Genomic DNA, 17793 nt, shown 5'->3' on the forward strand with positions numbered 1-17793 from the left:
GTCACAATGCCCTGACTTTATACGTACCTCGGTCGTAAACCGCCCAGAAACAAGGAATCCGCCATGGCCAGCGAACTCATCAAACATCTCTCCGACGCAAGCTTTGAAGCCGACGTGCTGCAGGCCGGCACCCCGGTGCTGGTGGACTACTGGGCTGAGTGGTGCGGCCCTTGCAAGATGATCGCCCCCATCCTGGACGAAGTAGCTGGCACCTACCAGGGCAAGCTGCAGATCGCCAAAATGAACGTGGACGAAAACCGCGAGATCCCCGCCAAGTTCGGCATCCGCGGCATCCCCACCCTGATGCTGTTCAAGGATGGCCAACTGGCCGCCACGAAGGTCGGCGCCATGAGCAAGGCACAACTCACCGCCTTCATCGATCAGCAACTGGCCTGATCAACCATGCCCCGCAGACATCGCCGTCTTGTGGGGCATTTTTCTTGGAGCGCCTGAACCCTGCGCCGCCCCGGCCAGCGACAAATCGCAAGCCGCTGAATATCCCGATTTTTTTCCTGTCATAATTCTTTTCGATCACCGGCCTGCACGCATTGGCAGCCGGAACAAGATCCCCGGCATGCCAGGCCTGCAAACAGCAGCCTTCCTGGCAACAGCCCTCCCCCCAAGATTCACACCAGCTCCGCCAAGGAGTCATTCCATGCACTTAAACGAACTCAAGGCACTGCATGTGTCTGAAGTCCTGAAGCAAGCCGAAGAACTCGAAATCGAAAACACAGGCCGCATGCGCAAGCAGGAGCTGATGTTTGCGATCATCAAGAAGCGTGCAAAGACCGGGGAGCAGATCATTGCCGACGGCGTGCTGGAAATCCTGCCCGACGGCTTCGGCTTCCTGCGCAGCCCGGACACAAGCTTCACCGCCAGCACGGACGATATCTACATCTCGCCCAGCCAGGTGCGCCGCTTCAATCTGCACACAGGCGACATGATTGAAGGCGAAGTCCGTACACCCAAGGATGGTGAACGTTACTTTGCACTGAACAAGCTGGACTCCGTCAATGGCGGCCCGCCAGAGCAGAACAAACACAAGGTGATGTTCGAAAACCTGACGCCCCTGTTCCCCAAGGAACAGATGCGCCTGGAACGGGACTTCAAGGGCGAAGAAAACATCACCGGCCGCATCATCGACATCATTGCGCCCATCGGCCGCGGCCAGCGCGCGCTGATCGTCGCACCGCCCAAGAGCGGCAAGACGGTGATGATGCAGCACATCGCCCATGCCATCACGGCCAACAACCCCGACGTACACCTGATGGTGCTGCTGGTGGACGAGCGCCCTGAAGAAGTGACCGAAATGCAGCGCACGGTGAAGGGCGAGATCATCGCCTCCACCTTCGACGAGCCTGCCGCCCGCCACGTGCACGTGGCCGAGATGGTGATCGAGCGCGCCAAGCGCCTGGTCGAGCTGAAGAAGGACGTGGTGATCCTGCTCGATTCGATCACCCGCTTGGCCCGCGCCTACAACAACGTCGTGCCCTCGTCCGGCAAGGTGCTGTCCGGTGGTGTGGACGCCGCCGCGCTGCAGCGCCCCAAGCGCTTCTTCGGCGCCGCGCGCAAGGTTGAGGAAGGTGGCTCGCTCACCATCATCGCCACTGCGCTGGTCGACACTGGCAGCCGCATGGACGAAGTGATCTTTGAAGAATTCAAGGGCACCGGCAACTGCGAAATCCACCTGAACCGCCGCCTGTACGAAAAGCGCGTGTTCCCGGCCATCGAGCTCAACAAGAGCGGCACGCGCCGCGAAGAGCTGCTGTTAGCCCCCGAGATCCTGCAAAAGACCCGCATCCTGCGCCAGTTCATGTACAACATGGACGAGATCGAGTCGATGGAGCTCATGATCAAGAACATGAAGGCCACCAAGACCAATGTGGACTTCTTCGACATGATGCGAAGGGGTGGATAAGCTCCCCCTGAGTCGCTTCGCGCCTTCCCCCTGAGGGGGACGCCACCCGCGGACTGGCAAAACCAGATTCACGGTGGCACTGGCACTAGGGTGTGCCGGTTTTTACCGCCGCCTCCGTAGCTGCCAGGCATCTCGGAAAGACCCAAATTCGCCCTGTGCCATAATGGAGAGCTTTTTCTGCGGAAAGTACGCTGAATGTTCCACGGCGCAAAGGTTGCACCGGGTTCAGCACGGCTCCCGCACTTGACAAGGATTGATCATGAAAGAAGGCATTCACCCCAACTACCGCGAAGTCCTGTTCTCGGACCTCTCCAACGGTTTCAAGTTTGTGACCCGTTCGTGCGTAAACACGAAGGAAATGGAAACGTTCGAAGGCAAGGAATACCCGCTGTTCAAGCTGGATACCTCTTCTGAATCGCACCCCTTCTACACCGGCACGCAAAAGTCGGTGGACAACATGGGTGGCCGCGTGGAGCGCTTCCGCAACCGTTTCGGCAAGACTGCAGCGAAGTAATTCGCCTCCTGCGTCGACGCCACAAAAGGCAGCCCGGGCAACCGCGCTGCCTTTTTGCTTGGGTGGCCTGCATTCGCCATACCCGATGTATCCGACAGCGTGTTTCTTAGGATGCGTTTGCCATTATTCTCAACGGCTCCGCTTTTGCTGCCCTTCTGACGCGTGACTCCACCCACCCCCGCCATCGTTACCCAAAGCGCCGTCAACCCGCTGCCGCGCTGGGCGCTGCTGCTGCTGTGCATTGCATACGTCGTACCGGGTTTTGTAGGCCGCGACCCGTGGAAGAGCGCGGATGTCACCGCGTTTGGCTACATGCTCGAACTGGCCCAGGGTCACACGCCGTGGTCCAGCCCCCTGCTGGGTGGCCTGCCCCCCGAAACCGAAGGCTTGCTGCCCTACTGGCTGGGCGCCTGGGCCATCCAGCTTGCCCCGTCGTGGCTGTCGGCCGAGATGGCGGTGCGCCTGCCTTTTGCGGCGTTACTGGTGGTGACGCTGATGGCCACCTGGTACGGTGTGTATTACCTGGCCCGCAGTCCGGGTGCGCAGCCGGTGGCGTTTGCCTTTGGCGGTGAAGCCAACCCGCCCGACTACGCCCGCGCCATTGCCGATGGCGCCCTGCTGGCTTTGATCGCCTGCCTGGGCCTTGCGCAACTCTCCCATGAAGTGACCAGCCATCTTGTGCAACTCAGTTGCACGGCGCTGCTCTATTTTGCGGTGGCCGCCATGCCCCACCGCACCGTGGCACCCGCCATTGCGCTGGTGGTGGGGCTGATGGGACTGACCCTGGCTGGCGCCCCTGCACTGGCCTCGATGCTGGGGGTTGGGAGCATGGCGCTGGTGGTGTTGGCACCGGGCAGCGCCAAAGACCGCCGCCTGCCCTGGACCCTGGCCGTGGCTGCCGTCACGCTGGTGGCCGCCCTGGTGGCCTGGAAGCTGGACCTGTGGCGCTGGCGGATTGCTGGAGGCGCCTCGGGCGGCAAGGAATGGCAGAGCCTGGCGCGGCTGATGCTGTGGTTTGGCTGGCCGGCCTGGCCGCTGGCGCTGTGGACTTTGTGGCGCTGGCGCAAGCAGATCATCAGCCGCCAGGCGCACAGGCACCTGCTGCTCCCGCTGTGGTTTTCTGCCGTGTCGATTGCCGCCACCCTCACCACCCAGCCGGCAGACCGGGCCCTGTTGCTGGGCTTGCCCGCCATGGCCGCGCTGGCAGCGTTTGCCCTGCCAACGCTGCGGCGCAGCGTGGGGGCGCTGATCGACTGGTTCACCCTGCTTTTTTTCACTATCTCGGCGCTGGCCATCTGGGTGATCTGGATCGCGATGCAAACCGGCTTTCCGGCGAAGCCTGCCGCCAATGTGGCCAAGCTTGCGCCCGGCTTTGTGCCGCAGTTTTCCTTGCTTGCGCTGATCGTGGCGCTGGCGGCCACCGCGGGTTGGATCGCACTGGTATGGTGGCGCGCCTCGCGCGACCGCGCGCCCATCTGGAAGAGCTTGGTGCTGCCCGCTGGCGGTGCTGCGCTGGGCTGGGTGTTGCTGATGACACTGTGGTTGCCGCTGCTGGACTACGCGCGCAGCTATGGCCCGCAAGTGCGCGCCGTGCAGGCGGTGCTGGGCCCCACCCCGGGCTGCGTGCAGACGGTGGGGCTGAGCCGGGCGCAAGCGGCAGCGCTGCAGTACCACGGCAAGCTGAGCCTGCAGCGCGCCGGCCTGCAGGACGAATGCGACTGGCTGGTGGCTGACATCGAGTCCTGGCCGGCTTCCGAGCGCATGGTCAACGCCGCGCGATGGGATCGGAAGGCCGTCATCCCCCGCCCTACCGATAAAAATGACCATCTCCTGGTGTTCCGTCGCGTCGGGTCTGCGAACTAACGCTGTTGCGCAACTCGGGGGGCCTGCGTGCCGCGACTCGGAGAGAAAACGGCCACTGGAGGCGATGCTGCTGCGGTACTTCGGCAGCCTGCAACAACACCAGCCCAGGCACGCTCCCACCTTGTCCTGATTCTCGATTCTTCGACCAACTCAACCAAAGGCAACCGCCCGCGGCGCTGCAGCACCTCTCTAAGCCCGGGCTCAGCGGCAGCGCACAGCGCGCCGTGCCCACAGGCCCTCGCGCCCACACGGATCCGTCCACGTGCCCCACACGCCCTCACCCATGTCTGAGTTCTCCACCATCACCCGGCACGCCGCCACCGTGCTCACGGGGCAACTGGCCGTCATGGCGTTCGGCGTCACCGACACCATCGTTGCGGGCCGCTACGGCGAAACATCCCTCGCGGCGCTGTCGGTCGGCTCGGCCATTTTCATCAGCGTGTATGTAGCGCTGATCGGCGCGGTGCAAGCACTGCTGCCGGTGTGGGCAGAGCAGCGCGGCGCCCGGAAGTCCGATGCCATCGGCCGATCGCTGCGCCAGGCGCTGTACCTCTGCGCCGCGGCTTCCGCCGTGGGCATGGCGATCCTGCTGGTGCCAGGCCCGCTTCTGCGGTGGACCGATGTGCCGCCCGGCCTCCGCGCCGAGGTGGAGCGTTACCTGGCCGTCCTGGCTCTGGCACTGCCGCCCGCCCTGCTCTTTCGCATCTACAGCACGCTCAACCAGGCGCTGGGGCGCCCGCAGTTGGTGACCTGGCTGCAGGTGGGTTCGCTGTTCATCAAATTGCCCTTGTCGATCTGGTTCACCTTCGGCGGAATGGGGCTGCCTGCACAAGGTGTGGTGGGCTGCGCGTGGGCGACGTTGGTGGTCAACTGCAGCATGCTGGCAGTGGCCGTGTGGCTGCTGCGCACGCAAGACGCCTATGCGCCGCTGCAGCTCTGGCGCCGGATGGAGCCACCCCACTGGCCCACCATTGCCAACTTTGCGCGGCTGGGCGTTCCGGCCGGGCTCGCCGTCATGGTGGAGGTGACGTCGTTCACGCTGATGGCGCTGTTCATCGCGCGCCAGGGCACGGTCAGCTCCGCCGCGCACCAGATCGCGGCCAACCTGGCGGCCGTGCTCTACATGGTGCCGCTGTCGCTGTCGATCGCCACCAGCGCACGCACCAGCTACTGGCTCGGCGCGGGTGACCGGGAGCGCGCCCGGCGCGCCGTTTTGATGGGTTTTAAGCTCTCAGCGCTTGCTGGTATTACCCTATCAGCTATTCTTTTAATAGCAAAAGACTTTTTGAGCAACATTTACTCCGGCCATCCTGCCGTGGTGGCCATGGCGGGCGGCGTACTTGTTTGGGTGGCGGCCTATCACTTTGCCGATGCACTTCAAACCCTGTGCGTCTTCGTGCTGCGCTGCTACCGGATCACTGTGGCACCACTGCTCGTGTATTGCGTTTTGCTCTGGGGCGCGGGGCTGGGCGGCGGCTACCTGTGGGCGTACCACTGCTCGGGCGTCTGGGCCATGCCGCCCTCGCCGATGCCGTTCTGGGCGGCCAGTGCCGGCGCACTGTGGGCGACGGCGGCGCTGTTCATCGCGATGCTGGCAAGGGCGATCCGGCGGCAGGGCTGAACGCGCTCTTGCGCCCGCCCCCGCCCTGTGGGGTCATCCGGCAATCGCCGGCGGCGCGAAGCCGCGCAACCGGTTGGCCGGGAAGGTGACCGAAAACAACGACCCCTTGCCCAAAACGCTCGTGATCTCCAGCGTGGCGCCGTGGCGCTGCAGCACGTGCTTGACGATGGCAAGCCCCAGGCCGGTACCGCCCGTCTCGCGGGACCGGCTGCGGTCCACCCGATAAAAGCGCTCCGTCAGTCGTGGGATGTGCTCCGGCGAGATTCCCGGCCCCGTGTCCTGCACCGAAAACACCGCGCGGCCATCGTCCTTGCGCTGCCACGTGACGGTGATCGATCCGCCCGCCGGCGTGTACCGCACGGCGTTGCTGATGAGATTGGACAGCGCACTCTGCAGCTCGCTCGGCACACCGGCGATCTCACCCTCGGCACGCAAGGCGTTCATCTCGGGGAAGACCATCACATGCTGCCGCGGCTGGTTTTGTGTGAGCAAGGCAGACAGCCCACGCCCTTCTTCCTCGCAGCGCTGCAGGAGCGATTGCACCGGCGTCCACTCTGCCATGCCCGGTGGGGGGCTGCCCTCAAGCCGCGACAGGGTCAGCAGGTCCTGCACCACGCTTTGCATGCGCAACGCCTGCTGCGCCATCATCCCCAGATAGCGCGACCGCTCATCGGGGTTCAAAGGCAAGGTCTGCAGCGTTTCGACAAAACCCGTCAGCACCGTGAGCGGCGTTCGGATCTCGTGCGATACGTTGGCGACAAAATCGCGCCGCATGGCGTCGGCCTGCTCCAGCGCCGTCACATCGCGCGACAGCAGCAAGGTGCGGCCGTCGCCATAGGGATGCAGATGGACCGAGATACGCACCGGTCGGGACGGGGTGCTGAAGCGGCCCTCCAGCACCACGTCATGGGCGAAGTCCTGCGCCGCGTAGTAGGCGGTGAACTCCGGGTCGCGCACCAGATTGCCGATGGACTGCATCACATCGCGTTGCGCATCAAACCCGAACTGGTTGGCTGCCATCTGGTTGCACCACTCGATGCGGCCTTGCGCATCGAGCAGCACCACGCCATTGGGCGTGGCCTGCAGTGCGGCCAGGATCTCCTGCAGCCGGTCCTGGCTGTCGCGGATCTGCGTCTCCTGCCTGCGCAGCAACCTTCGCGCGCGGTCCGCCGCTTCACCCCAGATGCCGCGCATCGAAGGTACATCGGTCAAATCGCCCGTGCGCAGCCAGCGCAACACCCGCACCCCGCGCAGCAGATCCCACACGAACCAAGCCCAGCCCGCCAGCGCTGCGCCCAGCGCCGCACCCCACGAACCGCCCTGCCACCAGCCCAGGCTACCGCCCGCTATCTGCCAGAGCAGGAAATACGTAATTCGCCACAACATCCCGTCAGCAACGCTTTCTGAAAAAAACCAAGGGCGCAACGCGTGCGCCCCCTGTCAAAACACCGGCCAGACAGCTCAGGCCTGCAGCTGCACCTGCGGCTGGACTTGCGGCTGTGCGGTGAGCCTATAGCCCGCGCCGCGAACCGTCTCCACCATCACCGAGGCTGCGCCCAAGGCCTCGCGCAGGCGCTTGACGTGTACATCCACAGTGCGCTCTTCGATGAAAACATGGTCGCCCCACACCTTGTCGAGCAACTGCGACCGGCTGTGCACGCGCTCGGCGTGTTTCATGAGGAAGTGCAGCAGCTTGAACTCGGTGGGGCCCACCTTGAGGGGCTGTCCTTGGAAGGTTACCCGGTAGGTCCCGGCATCCAGGATCAGCTCGCCAATCGTTACGCTGTCGCTCACCTGCTCTGGCGCGCGGCGGCGCAGCACGGCGCGAATGCGGGCCAGCAGTTCTTGCGTGGAAAAGGGCTTGGTGATGTAGTCGTCCGCACCCGCATCCAGCCCGGCGATCTTGTCGGGCTCATCGCCCCGGGCCGTGAGCATCAGGATGGGAATCGGCTTGGTGCGGCTATCGGCGCGCCACTTGCGGGCCAGCGACAGGCCGCTTTGCCCAGGCAGCATCCAGTCGAGCAGGATGACGTCCGGCAGCACGGCATCGAGCTCGCGCTGCGCTGAGTCGCCGTCTTCGGCCCAGAAGGGCTGGAAGCCGTTGTGCCGCAGATTGACGGCAATCAGCTCGGCAATTGCCGGTTCGTCCTCAACGATGAGAACGCGTGGGAGTTTTCTCATCGCCGGGCCGTCCCGAGATGAGAAAGCGCCCCCTTCAGGGGGCATCGACCCGCGCAGCGGCGGAGCGTGGGGGTGAGTTCTGTCATGGTGTTGCCCAAGCCCTTTCTTACAGGACGGCCGACTCGATCTCGTCGAGGGCAGTGTGGCGCACATCCTTGCCCTTGACCAGATAGATGATCAGCTCGGCCACGTTCTTTGAGTGGTCGCCGATGCGCTCGATGGCCTTGGCCAGGAACAGCAGGTCCAGGCTGGGCGAGATGGTGCGCGGGTCTTCCATCATGTAGGTGACCAGCTTGCGCACGAAGCCATCGAACTCCCTGTCGATGAGGTCGTCTTCCTTGAGGATGGCGACAGCAGCCTTCACGTCCAGCCGCGCGAACGCATCCAGCGTCTTGCGCAGCAGGCCGGAAGCCAATTCAGAGGCCACGCGCAGGTCGCTCGACGGCAGCGAACGGGGCGCTCCGCTTTCAATGATGGACCGCACCATGCGTGCCATCTTGTTGGCCTCGTCGCCCATGCGCTCGAGGTTGGCCGTGGCCTTGGAGAAGGCCAGCAGCAGGCGCAGGTCGCGCGCTGTGGGCTGGCGGCGGGCAATGATGGAGGACAGCTCCTGGTCGATCTCGACCTCCATCGCATTGATGCGGGTCTCCATCGAGGCCACGGTCTCCACGGCCTCCAGGCTGAACTGGGACAGCGCATACACGGCTTGGCGGATCTGTGATTCCACCAGGCCGCCCATTTCCATGACGCGCGCCGAGACGCTGTTGAGTTCGCTGTCGAACTGGGACGAAAGATGTTTATCGGGCATCTGCTGTCTCCTTAGCCGAACCGGCCGGTAATGTAGTCTTCGGTTTCCTTGCGCTCGGGCTTGAAGAAGATCTGTTCGGTGGCACCGAACTCGATCATCTCGCCCAGGTACATGTAGGCGGTGTAGTCGCTGCAGCGTGCGGCCTGCTGCATGTTGTGGGTCACGATGGCAATCGTGTAGTCGTGCTTGAGCTCGTCGATCAGCTCTTCGATCTTGGCAGTGGACAGCGGGTCCAACGCCGAGGTGGGCTCGTCGAGCAGCAGCACAGAAGGCTTGACCGCCACGCTGCGCGCAATGCAAAGGCGCTGCTGCTGGCCGCCGGACAGCGACAGACCGCTCTGGTGCAGCTTGTCCTTCACCTCGGTCCACAACGCGGCCTTGGACAACGCCCATTCCACGCGGTCGTCCATCTCGCTCTTGCTGAGGCTCTCATAGAGCTTCACGCCAAACGCAATGTTGTCGTAGATGGACATGGGAAACGGCGTGGGCTTCTGGAACACCATGCCGATGCGGGCGCGCAGCAGGTTGATGTCTTGCTTGGCATCCAAGATGTCCTGGCCGTAGAAGTTGATCTTGCCCTCGGCCCGTTGGCCGGGGTACAGGCTGTACATGCGGTTGAGCGTCCGCAGCAGGGTCGACTTGCCACAGCCCGAAGGGCCGATGAAAGCGGTGACCTTGTGCTCTGCGATGTTGAGGCTGACGTTGCGCAGCCCTTGGAACTTGCCGTAGAAGAAACTCAGATTGCGCAGTTCCAGCGCGTTTTTGCTGGCAGTGGCGGTAGCGGTGGCGTTCATTGTCAAATCCTGAAAATGGAGATGTCGGGGAGGCGTGTCTGCGTGTCTGTGCAGACGGATCAGCCGCGGGTCTTCTCGCGCAGGAACACCCGCGCCACGACGTTGAGGATCAGCACCGACAGGGTGATGAGCAGTGCGCCCCCCCAGGCCAGGCGCACCCAGTTTTCGTACGGGCTCAGCGCAAACTGGAAGATCACCACGGGCAGATTGGCCATGGGGGCGTTCATGTTGGTGCTGAAGAACTGGTTGTTCAGTGCGGTGAACAGCAGGGGCGCCGTCTCCCCGCTGATGCGAGCCACGGCCAGCAACAGGCCGGTCATCACGCCGCTGCGCGCTGCGCGCAAGGTCACCATGATGGAGACCTTCCAACGCGGTGCGCCCAGCGCAAAAGCCGCTTCGCGCAGGCTGCCGGGCACCAGACGCAGCATGTTCTCGGTGGTGCGCACCACAACCGGCACGGCAATCAGCGACAGCGCCAGGCTGCCGGCCCAGCCCGAGAAGTTGCCCACTGTGGCCACGGCAATCGCGTACACAAAGAGCCCCAGCACGATGGATGGTGCGGACAACATGATGTCGGTGACGAAGCGGGTCAGCTCGGCCGTCTTGCTCTGGCCGCTGTACTCAGCCAGATACACCCCCGCCAGCACGCCGATCGGTGTGGACACCAGCACGGTGAAGCCGACCATCATCAGGCTGCCGACAATGGCGTTGGCCAGACCACCGCCTTCGGAGCCTGGGGCCGGGGTCGACTGGGTGAACATGTTCCAGTCCAGCGCGGCAAACCCGTTGGACAGCAGCACGCTCAGGATCCAGAGCAGCACGAACAGGCCCAGCACCATCGCACCCAGGGACAGGGTCAGACCGATGGCGTTGGAACGCTGGCGCTTTTTGTAGAGTTGTTGGTTGAATTCCATGGAGCGGTTCTCAGAAGCGTTGTTTCATGGTTTGCATCAGAGGCCCTTGGCCTTCTCGGCGCGCAGCAGCATGATCTTGGCGGCCGACAGCACCACAAACGTGATGACGAACAGCAGAAAGCCCAGGGCGAAAAGCGTGGAGAGGTGGAAGTCCGCCGCCTCGCCAAACTCATTGGCCAACGTGGAGGCAATCGAGGTGCCAGGGGAAAACAGCGAGGTAGGCATGCGGTTGGCATTGCCGATCACGAACGTCACCGCCATGGTTTCGCCCAGCGCGCGCCCCAGGCCCAGCATGACGCCGCCGATCACACCCTTTTGTGTGTACGGCAGCACGACACGGCGCACCACTTCCCAGGTCGTGCAACCGAGGCCGTAGGCCGATTCGCGCAGGATGGGGGGCACGATCTCAAACACATCGCGCATCACGGCCGCCACGAATGGCAGCACCATGAAGGCCAGCACAATGCCCGCGGCGAGGATGCCAAAGCCATTGGTGCTCCCGCCAAACAGAAAGCCCACCAGCGGCATGGAGCCGAGCAACTTTTGCACCGGCATCTGGAAGTAGTCTGCAAACAGCGGGGCAAACACAAAGAGCCCGAACATGCCGTAGATGATGGACGGCACGGCCGCCAGCAGCTCCACTGCGGTGCCCAGCGGGCGGCGCAGCCACACGGGACAAGTCTCGGTGAGGAAAAGTGCAATACCAAAGGCAAGCGGCACCGCAATCAACAGCGCAATGCCGGCGCTTGCCAGGGTGCCGACGATGGCAATCGCGGCACCAAATTCTTCATTGATGATGTCCCATTCGACACGCCAGATGAACTGGGCGCCGAACTTGTGGAATGTGGGCCACGCGTAGACAAAGAGCGAAACGATGATGCCCAGCAACGCTGCCAGTACCAGCAGCGAGAGGCTTTGGGTCAGCCGATGGAAAAAGATGTCCTGCAGGCGTTGCCGCTTGGCAATCGAGACCATGGACTCTGTGGGGGCGCCCGTCACTTTATTGACGGACACGGGTTGCGAACTCATGGTGGTTCCCACGCTCATGTTGACTCCCATCTGGCTTCTGGAGGCCCCATAAACCAGCGCCCATCGACCAGACCGGTCGGCCGATGGGCGCTATTTTGGGGCAGACTGCTTTTTTGTTGGATTACTTCTTGATCTGCGACCAGACCTTGGCCCGAATCTCTGCAGTCAGGCTGTCAGGCAGTGGCACATAGTCCAGTTCGGTGGCCATGCCCTTGCCGTTCTTGAACGCCCATTCAAAGAACTTCAGCACTTCGGCCGATTGGGCTTTGTCGGCGGGGTCCTTGTACATCAGGATGAACGAGGCCGTGCTGACCGGCCAGCTCTCGGCGCCCTTGGCGTTCACCATCGAGATGCCCATGCCGGGCACGCTGAACCAGTCCGCGCTGGCGGCGGCGGCCGCAAACGTCTTGTCGTCCGGGCTCACGTACTTGCCGTCAGCGTTTTGCAGCTGCAGGAAGTTCATGTTGTTCTTCTTCACATAGGCGTACTCAACGTAACCGATGGAGCCCTTCACGCGGGACACGTTGGCGGCTACGCCTTCGTTGCCCTTGCCACCCACCGACGAGGCTGCAGGCCACTTGACGGCAGCGCCCTTGCCCACGGAATCAGCCCATTCCTTGCTCACGGCCGACAGGTAGTCCGTCCAGTTGAAGGTGGTGCCAGAGCCGTCAGCGCGGTGCACCACGGTGATGTTCTGGTCTGGCAAAGTCTTACCGGGGTTCAAAGCTGCCAGCTTGGCGTCGTTCCACTTGGCGATCTTGCCGAGGAACACATCGGCCAGCACAGGGCCAGTGACGCGCAGTTCGCCGGGCTTGAAGCCATCCAGGTTGATTACAGGTACCGTGCCGCCAATGATGGCGGGGAACTGCACCATGCCGTCCTTGTCGAGGTCGGCGCCCGATACAGGAGCGTCGGTGGCGCCAAATATGACCGTCTTGGCGCGAATCTGGCGGATGCCGCCGGAGGAGCCGATGGACTGGTAGTTCAGGCCAGTACCAGTTTCCTTCTTGTAGGCTTCAGCCCACTTGGCATACATGGGGAACGGAAAGGTGGCGCCAGCGCCGGTGATGTCCGCTGCAAAGGCACTGCCGACCGCCAGGGTGGCCAGCGCGACTGCAACGGATTTGAGGAAAGTGCGTTTCATGAAATGACCTTGGAGCTAGGGTTAACAGGAACAGCGTGAACTTTAGGCGGGCAAGATGACAGTTCGGTGACAAAAATCACCCATTCATCGAACCGCCACAGAGGGAAAATTACTCTGAGGCAGCGTCACCAACCTGTCACAGAACAGGCACACACTGGTCGGTCGCTGGCCGGCCTTCGCTCCTCTGCCGTGTGCGCACCGTGCCATTCGTCCTCCGCAGCACGCGGTAGGATGCCGGTCGAAGCTCCCTACCAAGAACAACATGCAGAACGGCACACGCCTCGCCGCGGTCGACCTCGGCTCCAACAGTTTTCGCCTTGAAATCGGGCGCTACGAGTTCGGACATATCCAAAGGGTGGAATACCTGAAGGAAACCGTGCGCCAGGGCAATGGCCTGGATGAAGACCGGAACCTGACACGCGAAGCCATGGAGCGTGGCTGGGCTTGCCTGGCGCGGTTTGGTGAACGGCTCGCCGGCTTTCCAAGAGCCCATGTTCGCGCAGTGGCCACGCAGACCCTGCGTGAAGCACGCAACCGAGAAGATTTTTTGTCGCGCGGCAGCGAAGTGCTGGGCTACCCCATCGACGTGGTCTCTGGCCCCGAAGAAGCCCGCCTCATCTATCAGGGCGTGGCCCGGCTGTTGCCCCAGTCCGACGAGCGCCGCCTGGTGATTGACATCGGCGGGCGCTCAACCGAGCTCATCCTGGGGCAGCAGTTCACGCCGCACGCCGTAGCATCTTTCCGCGTCGGTAGTGTGGCCTGGTCGCAGCGCTATTTCCCCCAGGGCGAGTTCACCGCCAGCGCATTGATGGCCGCCGAGATTGCGGCCAAGGCGGTACTTGACGAAGCACTGGAAACATTCCGGCCAGATGCCTGGGAGGTTGCCTATGGCTCTTCGGGGACCGCCGGGGCGGTGGGCGATATTCTGGAAGCCGCCGGCGGCCCAGCGGGAGTTATTACCCGGGAGGGACTGCAGTGGTTGCACGAGCGGCTCTTGCGCGCACAAACCACCGACCGCCTGCGCGTAGAGGGACTCAAGGAAGAGCGCCGCGCCGTTATCGGGGGGGGCATCAGCATCTTGCGGGCCGCGTTCGATCTTCTTGAGATCGACCAGATGCAGGTAGCGCAAGGCGCCCTCCGGCAAGGCGCCCTGTACGACCTGTTGGACCGCGAACAGCCTGGCACCGATTTGCGTACCACTACCGTGAACGGCCTGATGCAGCGTTTTGGCGTCGACGCCGAACACGCCGAACGCGTGGCGCGCACGGCGTGCGCCTTGTTTGACCAAGCAGCTCCCGCAGGCAGCGAACGCGCAGCGAGAAAGGTGGACTGGGCGGCTCGCTTGCACGAGATTGGCTGCCTCATTTCACACAGCGACTACCACCGCCACGGTGCCTACATCCTGGACAACACCGATGCTGCCGGCTTTGCGGTGCCCGAATTGCACCGGCTGGGCATCCTTGTACAAGGCCAACGCGGCAAGGTGAGAAAGATCGATGCTGATCTGGAGGACCCGATGTTTGTGCTCCAACTGCTGAGCCTGCGCTTGGCAGTGGCCCTGTGCCACGCGCGGCGCGACCCGGACACCGCGGGCTTGACGCTCAAGCAGGACGGCCAGCGCTTTCACCTTGCGGCACGTGGGGGCTGGGCCGTCGCCTACCCACAATCAGCCCACCTTCTGCGTGAGGAAGCACAGGCCTGGCAGAAGACGCCATGGGAATTGGTCGTCGGGCTGTCTTGAGCGCGAATCAGAAACGGTATAAACTGTTTATACCGTTTTATTTGATCACATCATGACCACGACCAGCACTGTGCTTTCAGCAAATTCCGCCGTCCCAGCACCCGCATCCAAACCCGCCAAAGCGGCGGCAGTGGCGCCAAAACAAACCGCGAAGGTATCTACTAAGGCTCCGGCAAAGGCCGCCGTGAAGACCGCGAAGCCATCCCGTCCCGCTGCTCAAAAGAAAGCCGCGCCCAAAGTCGCCAAGCCGGTCAAGGCTGCGGTGGTCGAGAGCACCAAAGACCTCAAGCCGAAGAAGCCCAAGCTGGTGCGCGACAGCTTCACCATCCCCAAAGATGAATACGCCGTCATCGAGACGTTGAAGCAGCGCTCAGCGGCACTGGCCCAACCAGTGAAGAAGAGCGAATTGCTGCGCGCAGGTCTCAAAGTGCTCGCCACCATGCCCGACAGCGCGCTGCGCGCCGCCTTGCAGGCGGTTCCATCCATCAAGACGGGTCGCCCAAAAGCAGAGGTGGCAGCCGCAGCGCCGATTCCGGCCAATAGTGCCAAGCCAGCTGCCAAAGCCAGCCGCAAGTGATTGGCCGAGCGAGAAGCACACAGTAGCTTCTCGGCCTTAAGCCCGGTCTACAGCAGGTCCGGCGACTGGACGGTGAGGAGCACCGTCTCGCTCTCGTCCAGCCGCTGCCTCTGACGCAGCCACCACACGGCGCCCTTGCGCACCGAGCATTCCGATGCTTGCAGCCCCAGCAGTTGCGCAATGGTCTGGCCCAGCACCGGCTGATGGCCCACAACCAAGACCGTGCCTTTAGCGCGGGGCCACTGCGCAAGCTCGAGCAATTCCTGTGGTGTTCCACCGGGCAACAACTCGGCCCGCAGCTTGAATTTGCGGCCCAATGCGCTGGCCGTCTGCTCCGTGCGGCGCGCCGGGCTCACCAACACACGCAGGCCTTCGGGCAGCTGCCGGTCTAGCCATGCAGCGACCCGGGCAGCTTGCTTTTCACCACGCGCCGTCAAGGGCCGCGCGAGGTCGTCGCACCCTTCTTGTGGGTCTTCCGCCTCCGCGTGCCGCCACAGGATGAGGTCCATCATGCGGCTCCTTGCTCGGCGGCCCCGTTGGAAGCGGTGGGGGAAGCGGGGCCATACCGCACCATCAGCGCATCCTGCGCGCCCAGACCGTCCGTAGGGTGTGGTGCGCGCTCGTAGCGCCCGTCGGCATTCAGCGTCCACGCGTCGCGGTTGTCATGCAGATAGGCCACCAGGCACTCGTCCACAATCTGTTGGCGCAGCCCAGGATCAGTGACGGGCCAAGCGAGCTCGACGCGGCGCATCATGTTGCGGTTCATCCAGTCGGCACTGGAGAGGTACACATCCTCCTGCTCCCCAGCCAGGAAGTAAAAGACCCGGGTGTGCTCAAGAAAGCGACCGATGACCGAGCGCACCCGAATGTTGTCGGTGCTACCCGGCACCTGCGCGGGCAGCATGCAGGCGCCGCGCACGATGAGGTCGATGCGCGCCCCCCGCTCCCCGGCCAGGATCAGCGCACGGATGAGGGCTTCATCGGTAAGCGCGTTCATCTTGGCGACGATACGCGCCTCCTCTCCCCGGCTGGCCGCCAGCCCCACCTGCTCGATTTTCTCCAGCATGCGGCGGTGCAGATGGAAAGGCGCCAACATGAGCTTGCGCAACCGGGGCGGCCGGTTCTGGCTGGCCAGGTGGTTGAAGACGCCGTCCATGTCGGCCGTTGTGTCCTCGTCTGCCGTGAGGTAGCTCAGGTCCGTGTACAGCCTGGCAGTGCGCATGTTGTAGTTGCCGGTAGAAAGGTGGCCGTAGCGCCGAAGCCGACTCCCCTCCCTGCGGGTGACCAACAGCATCTTGGCGTGGGTCTTGAGCCCCACCACCCCATACACCACCTGCGCACCGATGGCTTCCAACGCTTCGGCCCAATTGATGTTCGCCTCTTCATCAAAACGCGCCTTGAGCTCCACGACCGTCATCACCTCCTTGCCACGGCGCACCGCCTCGGTCAGAAGGGTCATGAGTTCAGAGTCAGACCCCGTGCGGTAGATGGTTTGCTTGATGACCAGCACGTCGGGATCGTTGACCGCCTCGCGCAGGAACGCGAGCAGCCCGTCAAAGCTCTCGAAGGGCTGATGGATCAGCACATCGCGCCGCCTCAGTTGCTCCATGATGGGCATCCCGGGCTGCAACTGGCGTGGCCAGGCCGAATTCCATGGCGGGAACAGCAGCTCGGGCGCATTCACCAAATCCACCAGTTGGATAAGGCGCACAAGATTCACCGGCCCTTGCACGCGGTACAGGGCGGCCGACGGCAAGCCAAACTGCGCCAGCAAGAAATCCGACAGGAACTGCGAGCACCCGGAAGCAACCTCCAGGCGCACCGCCTGCCCGTAGTGCCGGTGTTGCAGGCCCTGGCGCAAGGCAGTGCGCAGGTTGCGCACGTCTTCCTCGTCCAGCGCCAGATCCGAGTGCCGTGTGACCCGGAACTGCGAAAACTCCGTCACCTCCCGGCCCGGGAACAAGTCCGCGAGATGTGCCCGGACAATGCTGGACAGGCTCACAAACAGCTTTTGCCCGGAGGCCACGCGCTCTGGGATGCGGACCAGCCGCGGCAAGGCACGCGGAACCTTGACGATGGCAATTTCGTTTTCGCGGCCAAAGGCATCATGTCCCTTCAGGCGGACGATGAAGTTGAGCGATTTGTTCGCGACCTGTGGAAAGGGATGGGCCGGGTCCAGCCCGATCGGGATCAGAAGCGGCCGGACCTCATCCATGAAGTACTCGTGGACCCAACGGGTCTGTGCCGCAGATCGCTCCCCATACCCCACGATGCGGATGCCGTGCTGCGCGAAAGCAGGCACCAGAGCGTCGTTGTACAGCGCGTATTGGCGCTCCACCAGCTCGTGAACCTTGCTCGACACCGCCTCGAAGGATGCCGTGGAGTAGCGGCCTTGCGTCTCCCCCTTCTGCGCCGCAGTGATATGCGGCGCAGCACGGACTTCAAAGAACTCATCCAGGTTTGACGAAACGATGCACAGGTAGCGCAGGCGCTCGAGCAGGGGGACGTCACGGCGCACCGCCCAGTCCAGCACACGCTCGTTGAAGGCCAGGATGCTGTGGTCTCTGTCGAGGAACACCGGCATCGCGGAGCTAGCGGTTACCGCGGTCGTCCCCCTACCCCCACTGTCTTGTGACACCGAAGAGGGTACGTCGGCCGCCCCCGATTCATTGTCAGGTCGCATCGCAGC

At 63.4% G+C, this 17793-nt stretch carries 16 protein-coding genes; 7 read left to right on the forward strand and 9 right to left on the reverse strand.

What is annotated here, in order from left to right; genetic code table 11:
- The first annotated feature begins 63 nt into the window (after positions 1-63).
- From trxA to ACSQ3Q_RS15455, 5 genes are all read left to right on the forward strand, one after another.
- Complete coding sequence (trxA, locus tag ACSQ3Q_RS15435) at positions 64-396, forward strand: thioredoxin TrxA (protein ID WP_436135231.1); 333 nt, start codon at positions 64-66, stop codon at positions 394-396.
- A 259-nt stretch (positions 397-655) separates the two neighbouring features.
- Entirely contained in the window at positions 656-1918 is a 1263-nt protein-coding gene (gene rho, locus ACSQ3Q_RS15440) for a transcription termination factor Rho (RefSeq protein ID WP_436135232.1), read from the forward strand.
- A gap of 259 nt (positions 1919-2177) precedes the next feature.
- Positions 2178-2432, forward strand: coding sequence for a type B 50S ribosomal protein L31 (locus ACSQ3Q_RS15445; RefSeq protein WP_008906759.1), 255 nt, complete (start codon positions 2178-2180; stop codon positions 2430-2432).
- A gap of 162 nt (positions 2433-2594) precedes the next feature.
- On the forward strand, positions 2595-4295 hold the full coding sequence (locus tag ACSQ3Q_RS15450) for a hypothetical protein (protein ID WP_436135233.1): 1701 nt from the start codon (positions 2595-2597) through the stop codon (positions 4293-4295).
- A 283-nt stretch (positions 4296-4578) separates the two neighbouring features.
- On the forward strand, positions 4579-5916 hold the full coding sequence (locus ACSQ3Q_RS15455; protein WP_436135234.1) for an MATE family efflux transporter: 1338 nt from the start codon (positions 4579-4581) through the stop codon (positions 5914-5916).
- Positions 5917-5949: 33 nt separating this feature from the next.
- Here ACSQ3Q_RS15455 and phoR read toward each other — a convergent pair whose 3' ends face one another.
- The 7 genes from phoR to pstS all read right to left on the reverse strand — a co-directional run bounded on the left by phoR (position 5950) and on the right by pstS (position 12786).
- Positions 5950-7302, reverse strand: coding sequence for a phosphate regulon sensor histidine kinase PhoR (gene phoR, locus ACSQ3Q_RS15460; protein ID WP_436135235.1), 1353 nt, complete (start codon positions 7300-7302; stop codon positions 5950-5952).
- A 75-nt stretch (positions 7303-7377) separates the two neighbouring features.
- Positions 7378-8097 (reverse strand): phosphate regulon transcriptional regulator PhoB, encoded by a 720-nt coding sequence (gene phoB, locus ACSQ3Q_RS15465; RefSeq protein WP_436135236.1) that lies wholly within the window; start codon positions 8095-8097, stop codon positions 7378-7380.
- A 106-nt stretch (positions 8098-8203) separates the two neighbouring features.
- On the reverse strand, positions 8204-8905 hold the full coding sequence (phoU, locus tag ACSQ3Q_RS15470) for a phosphate signaling complex protein PhoU (protein WP_436135237.1): 702 nt from the start codon (positions 8903-8905) through the stop codon (positions 8204-8206).
- Between the two features lie 11 nt (positions 8906-8916).
- Positions 8917-9699, reverse strand: a complete 783-nt coding sequence (pstB, locus tag ACSQ3Q_RS15475; protein WP_436135238.1) for a phosphate ABC transporter ATP-binding protein PstB — start codon at positions 9697-9699, stop codon at positions 8917-8919.
- A gap of 59 nt (positions 9700-9758) precedes the next feature.
- Complete coding sequence (gene pstA, locus ACSQ3Q_RS15480; RefSeq protein WP_436135239.1) at positions 9759-10613, reverse strand: phosphate ABC transporter permease PstA; 855 nt, start codon at positions 10611-10613, stop codon at positions 9759-9761.
- 36 nt (positions 10614-10649) lie between these two features.
- The gene (pstC, locus tag ACSQ3Q_RS15485; RefSeq protein ID WP_436135240.1) at positions 10650-11672 is read right to left on the reverse strand and encodes a phosphate ABC transporter permease subunit PstC; all 1023 of its coding nucleotides are present in this window, start codon (positions 11670-11672) and stop codon (positions 10650-10652) included.
- 91 nt (positions 11673-11763) lie between these two features.
- Positions 11764-12786: a phosphate ABC transporter substrate-binding protein PstS gene (pstS, locus tag ACSQ3Q_RS15490; RefSeq protein ID WP_436135241.1), complete on the reverse strand. Its 1023-nt coding sequence runs from the start codon at positions 12784-12786 to the stop codon at positions 11764-11766.
- A 262-nt stretch (positions 12787-13048) separates the two neighbouring features.
- Here pstS and ACSQ3Q_RS15495 point away from each other — a divergent pair, with 262 nt between their 5' ends.
- Together ACSQ3Q_RS15495 and ACSQ3Q_RS15500 are read left to right on the forward strand one after the other, a co-directional pair.
- Positions 13049-14527, forward strand: coding sequence for a Ppx/GppA phosphatase family protein (locus ACSQ3Q_RS15495; RefSeq protein WP_436135242.1), 1479 nt, complete (start codon positions 13049-13051; stop codon positions 14525-14527).
- A gap of 52 nt (positions 14528-14579) precedes the next feature.
- Positions 14580-15104 (forward strand): hypothetical protein, encoded by a 525-nt coding sequence (locus ACSQ3Q_RS15500; RefSeq protein ID WP_436135243.1) that lies wholly within the window; start codon positions 14580-14582, stop codon positions 15102-15104.
- A 47-nt stretch (positions 15105-15151) separates the two neighbouring features.
- Here the strand turns inward: ACSQ3Q_RS15500 and ACSQ3Q_RS15505 are convergent, their stop codons facing one another.
- Together ACSQ3Q_RS15505 and ppk1 are read right to left on the reverse strand one after the other, a co-directional pair.
- On the reverse strand, positions 15152-15616 hold the full coding sequence (locus tag ACSQ3Q_RS15505) for a SixA phosphatase family protein (RefSeq protein WP_436135244.1): 465 nt from the start codon (positions 15614-15616) through the stop codon (positions 15152-15154).
- Positions 15613-17787 carry a polyphosphate kinase 1 gene (gene ppk1, locus ACSQ3Q_RS15510; protein ID WP_436135245.1) on the reverse strand — a complete coding sequence of 725 codons (2175 nt, stop codon included), beginning with the start codon at positions 17785-17787 and terminating at the stop codon, positions 15613-15615. Before ppk1 ends, ACSQ3Q_RS15505 begins: the two co-directional genes overlap by 4 nt.
- Positions 17788-17793: the final 6 nt, after the last annotated feature.

Source organism: Acidovorax sp. LjRoot129 (assembly GCF_964253765.1).
In the GTDB taxonomy this organism is placed as follows: Bacteria; Pseudomonadota; Gammaproteobacteria; order Burkholderiales; family Burkholderiaceae_C; genus Acidovorax.

What these genes read in the sequence shown, in the direction of transcription:
- trxA (WP_436135231.1), top strand. Translation starts at nt 64, where the DNA reads ATGGCCAGCGAACTCATCAAACATCTCTCCGACGCAAGCTTTGAAGCC.
- rho (WP_436135232.1), top strand. Translation starts at nt 656, where the DNA reads ATGCACTTAAACGAACTCAAGGCACTGCATGTGTCTGAAGTCCTGAAG.
- ACSQ3Q_RS15445 (WP_008906759.1), top strand. Translation starts at nt 2,178, where the DNA reads ATGAAAGAAGGCATTCACCCCAACTACCGCGAAGTCCTGTTCTCGGAC.
- ACSQ3Q_RS15455 (WP_436135234.1), top strand. Translation starts at nt 4,579, where the DNA reads ATGTCTGAGTTCTCCACCATCACCCGGCACGCCGCCACCGTGCTCACG.
- phoR (WP_436135235.1), bottom strand. Translation starts at nt 7,302, where the DNA reads ATGTTGTGGCGAATTACGTATTTCCTGCTCTGGCAGATAGCGGGCGGT.
- phoB (WP_436135236.1), bottom strand. Translation starts at nt 8,097, where the DNA reads ATGAGAAAACTCCCACGCGTTCTCATCGTTGAGGACGAACCGGCAATT.
- phoU (WP_436135237.1), bottom strand. Translation starts at nt 8,905, where the DNA reads ATGCCCGATAAACATCTTTCGTCCCAGTTCGACAGCGAACTCAACAGC.
- pstB (WP_436135238.1), bottom strand. Translation starts at nt 9,699, where the DNA reads ATGAACGCCACCGCTACCGCCACTGCCAGCAAAAACGCGCTGGAACTG.
- pstA (WP_436135239.1), bottom strand. Translation starts at nt 10,613, where the DNA reads ATGGAATTCAACCAACAACTCTACAAAAAGCGCCAGCGTTCCAACGCC.
- pstC (WP_436135240.1), bottom strand. Translation starts at nt 11,672, where the DNA reads ATGGGAGTCAACATGAGCGTGGGAACCACCATGAGTTCGCAACCCGTG.
- pstS (WP_436135241.1), bottom strand. Translation starts at nt 12,786, where the DNA reads ATGAAACGCACTTTCCTCAAATCCGTTGCAGTCGCGCTGGCCACCCTG.
- ACSQ3Q_RS15495 (WP_436135242.1), top strand. Translation starts at nt 13,049, where the DNA reads ATGCAGAACGGCACACGCCTCGCCGCGGTCGACCTCGGCTCCAACAGT.
- ACSQ3Q_RS15500 (WP_436135243.1), top strand. Translation starts at nt 14,580, where the DNA reads ATGACCACGACCAGCACTGTGCTTTCAGCAAATTCCGCCGTCCCAGCA.
- ACSQ3Q_RS15505 (WP_436135244.1), bottom strand. Translation starts at nt 15,616, where the DNA reads ATGATGGACCTCATCCTGTGGCGGCACGCGGAGGCGGAAGACCCACAA.
- ppk1 (WP_436135245.1), bottom strand. Translation starts at nt 17,787, where the DNA reads ATGCGACCTGACAATGAATCGGGGGCGGCCGACGTACCCTCTTCGGTG.